This is a genomic window from Quadrisphaera sp. DVD1 (assembly GCF_058932755.1).
On record NZ_JBZYWI010000191.1, the window covers coordinates 1 to 4865 of the forward strand.

The 4865-nt window shown below is 75.0% G+C and carries 6 protein-coding genes; 4 read left to right on the forward strand and 2 right to left on the reverse strand.

The genetic code is table 11. The annotated features are described in order from the left end of the window. Positions 1-168 precede the first annotated feature (168 nt). Both AC5FZL_RS15440 and ettA read left to right on the forward strand, forming a co-directional pair. A complete protein-coding gene (locus AC5FZL_RS15440; protein WP_493619769.1) occupies positions 169-765 on the forward strand; it encodes a single-stranded DNA-binding protein in 597 nt (198 codons plus the stop codon). Between the two features lie 56 nt (positions 766-821). Next, complete coding sequence (gene ettA, locus AC5FZL_RS15445) at positions 822-2504, forward strand: energy-dependent translational throttle protein EttA (RefSeq protein ID WP_493619770.1); 1683 nt, start codon at positions 822-824, stop codon at positions 2502-2504. Here the strand turns inward: ettA and AC5FZL_RS15450 are convergent. Continuing rightward, complete coding sequence (locus tag AC5FZL_RS15450) at positions 2491-3117, reverse strand: hypothetical protein (protein ID WP_493619771.1); 627 nt, start codon at positions 3115-3117, stop codon at positions 2491-2493. The genes ettA and AC5FZL_RS15450 overlap by 14 nt on opposite strands. Next, positions 3110-4030 (reverse strand): acyl-CoA thioesterase, encoded by a 921-nt coding sequence (locus AC5FZL_RS15455; protein ID WP_493619772.1) that lies wholly within the window; start codon positions 4028-4030, stop codon positions 3110-3112. Before AC5FZL_RS15455 ends, AC5FZL_RS15450 begins: the two co-directional genes overlap by 8 nt. A 98-nt stretch (positions 4031-4128) precedes the next feature. Between AC5FZL_RS15455 and AC5FZL_RS15460 the strand changes: the two genes are divergently transcribed. Both AC5FZL_RS15460 and AC5FZL_RS15465 read left to right on the forward strand, forming a co-directional pair. Then, a complete protein-coding gene (locus AC5FZL_RS15460; protein ID WP_493619773.1) occupies positions 4129-4575 on the forward strand; it encodes an acyl-CoA thioesterase in 447 nt (148 codons plus the stop codon). Continuing rightward, positions 4572-4865, forward strand: a 294-nt coding sequence (locus AC5FZL_RS15465; RefSeq protein WP_493619774.1) for a DUF8010 domain-containing protein, incomplete at its 3' end; no start/stop codon positions are given. The genes AC5FZL_RS15460 and AC5FZL_RS15465, both read left to right, overlap by 4 nt.

Below are 4865 nucleotides of genomic sequence, written 5' to 3' on the forward strand. Positions count from 1 at the left end.
GCCGCTGAGCCCGGGCCCCGCGCCCTGGCCCTGGTCCTGGTCGAGGCCCGCCCACAGGTGGCTCGGGGGTCCCGTCGTCCACAGGCGCGCCCGCACCCCTGGGGACGACGGTCGCCCACGCCCACGCTGGCAGCCGACCCGCAGGGCGCGGGTGGGAGGAGCACGGGCATGAGGGGCAACGTCGTCACGCTGGTCGGCAACCTGGGAGCCGACCCCGACTACCGCCGGACCGACGCCGGCACCGAGGTCACGAACTTCCGCGTGGGCTGCACCGAGCGGCGCCAGGACCGCAGCACGGGGGAGTGGGTCGACGGCGCCACGAGCTGGTGGCGGGTGAGCTGCTGGCGCGGCCTGGCGGCCAACACCGCCGCGTCGCTGCGCAAGGGCGACCGCGTCGTCGTCACCGGGGTGGTGCGCGTGGAGCACTGGGAGCGCGAGGGCCGCTCGGGCACCAGCCTGGAGGTGGTGGCCGACGCCGTCGGGCACGACCTGGCCTGGGGGCGTTCGCGGTTCGAGCGGGTCGTGCGCAGCCAGGCCCTGCCGCTGCCCTCGCCACCGGCCGCGGAGCTCGCGGCCTCGATGGGCGGCAGCGTCGACGAGCACGGCGTGCTCACCGGCGGGGGGGACTTCGGGCACGGCTACGAGGACGGGCCGGACGCGGTCGGCACCGGGGCCGACGACGAGGCCGACGACGGGGCCGACGACCGGGCCGGTGACGGGGGCGACCCCGTGGTGGAGGCCGAGCTCGACCGCGCGCTCGCGTAGGCGGGCCCCGGGGGTGGAGGGCCGGGAGGGGTGGCCCAGCCCTCTACCCTGGGGGCATGCCGGAGTTCATCTACACCATGTACAAGGCCCGCAAGGCCCTCGGCGAGAAGCTGATCCTCGACGACGTGACCATGTCGTTCTACCCCGGCGCGAAGATCGGCGTCGTCGGCCCCAACGGCGCCGGCAAGTCGACCATCCTCAAGATCATGGCCGGGCTCGACCAGCCCTCCAACGGCGAGGCGCGGCTGACCCCGGGCTACAGCGTCGGGATCCTCCTGCAGGAGCCGCCGCTGGACGAGGACAAGACCGTCCTGGAGAACGTCCAGGAGGGCCTGGGCGACCTCAAGCGGAAGATGGACCGCTACAACGAGATCACCGCCTCCTTCGAGGACCCCGACGCCGACTTCGACGCCCTCATGGCCGAGATGGGCACGCTGCAGGAGGACCTCGACCACGCCGGTGCGTGGGACATGGACTCCCGCCTGGAGCAGGCGATGGACGCCCTGCGCTGCCCCCCGCCGGACGCCGACGTCACGGTGCTCTCCGGTGGTGAGCGCCGCCGCGTGGCGCTGTGCAAGCTGCTGCTCTCCCAGCCCGACCTGCTGCTGCTCGACGAGCCGACCAACCACCTCGACGCGGAGAGCGTGACCTGGCTGGAGGCGCACCTGGCCGCCTACCCCGGCGCCGTGCTGGCCGTCACCCACGACCGGTACTTCCTCGACAACGTCGCGCAGTGGATCGCCGAGGTCGACCGCGGCCGCCTCTACCCCTACGAGGGCAACTACTCCACCTACCTGGAGAAGAAGGCCGAGCGCCTGCAGGTGCAGGGCAAGAAGGACGCCAAGCTCGCCAAGCGCCTCGCGGACGAGCTGGAGTGGGTGCGCTCGAACGCCAAGGGCCGCCAGACGAAGTCCAAGGCCCGCCTGGCCCGCTACGAGGAGATGGCGGCCGAGGCGGACCGCACGCGCCGGCTCGACTTCGAGTCCATCCAGATCCCGCCGGGCCCGCGCCTGGGCAACGTGGTCATCGAGGTGGACGACCTCAAGAAGGGCTTCGGCGACCGGGTCCTCATCGACGGGCTGTCCTTCTCGCTGCCGCGCAACGGCATCGTCGGCGTCATCGGCCCGAACGGCGTCGGCAAGACGACGCTGTTCAAGACGATCGTCGGCCTGGAGACGCCCGACGACGGCTCGGTCAAGGTCGGGGAGACCGTCAAGATCTCCTACGTCGACCAGGAGCGCGGCGGCCTCGACGCCAACAAGAGCCTGTGGGAGGTCGTCTCCGACGGCCTGGACCACATCCAGGTCGGCCACGTCGAGATGCCCTCGCGGGCCTACGTCTCGGCGTTCGGGTTCAAGGGCCCGGACCAGCAGAAGAAGGCCGGCGTCCTGTCCGGCGGCGAGCGCAACCGCCTCAACCTCGCGCTCACCCTCAAGCAGGGCGGCAACCTGCTGCTCCTCGACGAGCCGACCAACGACCTCGACGTCGAGACGCTCGGCGCCCTCGAGGACGCCCTGCTGGAGTTCCCCGGGTGCGCCGTGGTGATCTCCCACGACCGCTGGTTCCTCGACCGCGTGGCCACGCACATCCTGGCCTACGAGGGCACCGAGGAGGACCCGGCGAAGTGGTACTGGTTCGAGGGCAACTTCGACGGCTACCTCGAGAACAAGGTGGCCCGCCTGGGCGCGGACGCCGCCCGCCCGCACCGGGTCACCCACCGCCGCCTCACCCGCGACTGACCCCGCCGTCGCCCGTGGCGGCGCCCAGGCGGTACTGCTCCAGCGCCTCCTCCCGCCGGCCCGTCGCCTCGAGCAGCAGGCCGAGGTTCTGGTGGCAGTTCTCGTCGCCGCCGGCCAGGCCGTGGCGGTAGGCGGCCTCGGCGCCCGCGACGTCCTGGTCGACGTCCCACAGCAGGTTGCCCAGCGGCAGGAACGCGTCGGTCTCCCCGGCCGCCGCCCCGGCGAGCAGCACGCTGCGCGCCTCGGCGGTGCGCCCGGTGCGGGCCAGCAGCACCCCCAGGGCCGCGCGGGCCTCGGCGTCCCCCGCCTGCGCCCCCGCGCGCAGGTGCAGCTCGGCCGACTCGTCGTCGCCGTCGGCCTCCTCCAGGTCGGCCAGCGGCAGGTGGGCGAGGGCGTCGCCAGCCGCCGTGGCGCGCTGCAGGGCCTCCCGCGCGGCCTCGACCTCGCCGCGGTCGGCGTGCAGGAGGCCGATCTCGAGGAACGCGTCCCGGCTGCCCGCCTCGGCCGCGCGCCCGTACGCCGCCAGGGCCTCCTCCTCGCGCCCGGCGTCGCGCAGGGCGTGGGCCGCGGCGAGCTCGTCCGCCCCGGCCTCCCCGCGCTGCTGCTCAGCCACGGCTGGTGCGCACCATGCCCTCCTGGGCGACGGTGGCGACCAGCGCGCCGTCGCGGGCGAAGAGCAGCCCCTGGCCGAGCCCCCGCGCCCCGGACGCCGAGGGGCTGGACTGCACGAACAGGAGCCACTCGTCCGCGCGCGCCGGCCGGTGCCACCACATGGCGTGGTCCAGGCTCGCCGCCTTGAGCCCCGGGTGGGCCCACGGCACCCCGTGGCGGCGCAGCACCGGCTCGAGCATCGTGTAGTCGCTGGCGTAGGCCATCACCGCGCGGTGCAGGGCGTCGTCGTCCGGCAGCGCGCCGACCGCGCGCATCCACACGGCCTGCGCGTCGGTGCGCTCCCCGCGCGCCGAGAGGAAGATCGCGCCCTCGACGTGCCGCACGTCCACGGGGCGCTCGCGGGCCCAGTGCTGCGCCACCGGGTCGTCGAGGTGGCCGATGAGGTCGGCCGTCGTGGGCAGCGACTCCGGGTCCGGCACCTCGGGCATCGGCTGGCCGTGGTCCAGGCCCTCGTCGGGCACCTGGAACGAGGCGATCATCGACAGGATCGGCGCCCCGTGCTGGGCGGCCTGCACCCGGCGGGCGGAGAACGAGCGCCCGTCGCGCAGCCGCTCGACCGTGAAGGTGATCGGGGTGTCCGGGTCGCCCGGGCGCAGGAAGTAGCCGTGCATCGAGTGCGCCCTGCGACCGTCCGGCGTCGTGCGGGCCGCGGCCACCAGCGACTGCGCCAGCACCTGCCCGCCGAAGACCCGGCCCCACGGGCGCGGCTGGTTGTCGCCGGTGAAGACGTCGTGCCCGTCGTCGGAGGCCTCGTGGCGCAGGTCGAGCACGGACAGCAGGCCGGCGAGGGGGCTGGTGTCCGGGGTCGCGTCGGAGGTCGCGTCGGAGGTCGCGTCGGGGGCGGCGTCGGGCATGGCCGCACCCTAGGGGGGCCGCGGCCGGGGCGCCGTCCAGCGTGGGCCAGCATGGGCGCATGCCTGGATCATCAGCGGGGGCGCCCGAGGAGACGTCGGTGGGAGTGCGCGTGCCGGTCACGGTGCGCTGGTCGGACATGGACGCCTTCGGGCACGTCAACAACGTCCAGTTCCTGCGGCTGCTGGAGGAGTCGCGCATCGCGGCCTTCGAGCAGCTGCGCGGCGGCGGTCCGAGCCTGCTGGAGACCGGCGTGCTCGTGGCGCGCCACGAGATCGAGTACCTGCGGCCGCTCGCCTGGAGCGCGCGGCCGGTGCAGGTGGCGCTGTGGGTGACCGGCATCGGCGGCGCGAGCTTCGACCTCGGCTACGAGGTGAGCGACGCCCAGCCCGGCCAGCCCGAGCAGGTCTACGTGCGCGCGGCCTCGACGATGGTCACCTTCGACGTCGCCACCGGCGCGACCCGGCGCGTGAGCGACCGCGAGCGCGAGGTCCTCGAGGGCTGGCGCGGGGAGCCGGTGCCGTTCCGGCGGCGGGCCGGGGCGTGAGCGAGCAGCCGCTCGTCCCGGCCGACCGCCGGGCGCTGGACGACCTCGCGGTCTTCGTCGCCCGCGCCCGCCGCGCCGACCCCGACGGGGCCGCGCGGCTCGTGGCCGAGGGGGGCGTGCTGGCCGTGTGGGTCTCGCCCCTGCACGGCCCCGGGCTGCCCACGGTGCTGGGCCTGCGCGCCCTCGCCCTCGCCGAGCCCGTCGCGGTCGACACGACCGTGGCGCTCGCGGCCGTCGCCGAGCGCCTGGCCCGCAGCACCGACGCCCTGCCGCTGCCCCCGGTGCAGGTG

What these genes read in the sequence shown, in the direction of transcription:
- AC5FZL_RS15440 (WP_493619769.1), top strand. Translation starts at nt 169, where the DNA reads ATGAGGGGCAACGTCGTCACGCTGGTCGGCAACCTGGGAGCCGACCCC.
- AC5FZL_RS15455 (WP_493619772.1), bottom strand. Translation starts at nt 4,030, where the DNA reads ATGCCCGACGCCGCCCCCGACGCGACCTCCGACGCGACCTCCGACGCG.
- ettA (WP_493619770.1), top strand. Translation starts at nt 822, where the DNA reads ATGCCGGAGTTCATCTACACCATGTACAAGGCCCGCAAGGCCCTCGGC.